Origin of the sequence: Shewanella sp. 10N.286.54.B9 (genome assembly GCF_041468565.1) — a bacterium.
GTDB lineage: Bacteria > Pseudomonadota > Gammaproteobacteria > Enterobacterales > Shewanellaceae > Shewanella.
Genome location: NZ_JBFRIY010000131.1, coordinates 1 through 992 on the forward strand (window position 1 = coordinate 1; position 992 = coordinate 992).

Annotated in this window: 2 protein-coding genes; both read right to left on the minus strand. The window is 40.8% G+C overall.

Translation table 11 applies throughout. The features are described 5' to 3' along the window. Window positions 1-40 precede the first annotated feature (40 nt). Window positions 41-649 (minus strand): peptidylprolyl isomerase, encoded by a 609-nt coding sequence (locus AB4135_RS22140; protein ID WP_371995565.1) that lies wholly within the window; start codon window positions 647-649, stop codon window positions 41-43. A gap of 145 nt (window positions 650-794) precedes the next feature. Then, a partial coding sequence (locus AB4135_RS22145; protein WP_371995566.1) for a hypothetical protein occupies window positions 795-992 on the minus strand: 198 nt, incomplete at its 5' end.

A 992-nucleotide genomic window follows, 5' to 3' on the forward strand; every position in this document is an offset into this window, starting at 1 on the left:
ATCTACTCCCGTTTTTATTTCAAGATTAATTATAATCTATTTAATTCACCGGACAGCTAATTTCAGTAACTGAATCAATTACAATCTCGTCTACCGGAACATCTGAGCGGCCACCCGTTGTATGGGTTGCGACAATACTGATTTGGTCGGCGATATCCATTCCTGCAATGACTTGGCCAAATACAGCATAGCCATCACTAGAAGCACTAGCGTCCAATTGTGGATTATCTAATACATTAATAAAAAATTGTGAAGTCGCGGAGTTTGGATCATTAGTTCGTGCCATTGCGATGGTACCGCGAGAGTTGCTGATTCCGACACTGGCTTCATTAATGATTGGGTCATTACCAGGCTTTGATACTAGCCCTGTCGTTAAGCCACCGCCTTGAACCATAAAGTTACTGATAGTGCGATGAAAGAGTGTTTCTTGATAAAAACCACTATCGGCATAAGTTTTAAAATTCTGCCCGGTAACAGGCACATTAGTTAAATCTATTGCTAGCGTCATGTCCCCTTTGGTGGTCGCCATTAAATAACAGATATCAGCTTTTAGCTCTGGAGCTTCGACTGGAGGTGTTGGCGAATCTGCGCTATCGGATCCGCATGCAGCGATAGACAGACAAGTTATTAGAGGCAACAGCTTCTTCATATTTGAACCTTTATATTATTTATAACCAACATTTAAAGTGGACAAATTATCCAATAAATGTGTTGTTTATGTTTTTATTTGTAGGGCATTTGTTGCGGTGAGTTTACATGTTGTAGGTTGGCTCGCAATAGTTCAGTTGCCAAAGTTACAAAATGTCGCAGTTCAACTTGTCCACTCGTGCGCCTAGAATAGAGGTTATCATGTCAAAAAAGTTGAGCATTTCTGCTTGTAATGCTGAATTGTTAGCAGCCTTAATCTGCAGTCTTGAGGAGCTGTTGAGCTTTAGGGCTGAGGTTTTGTCCGATTCTTTACCGTAAAGAATCATGCTTCTAGTGCAAGGCTT

Excerpts from the sequence above, each read along its gene's own strand:
- AB4135_RS22140 (WP_371995565.1), bottom strand. The coding sequence starts at position 649 with ATGAAGAAGCTGTTGCCTCTAATAACTTGTCTGTCTATCGCTGCATGC.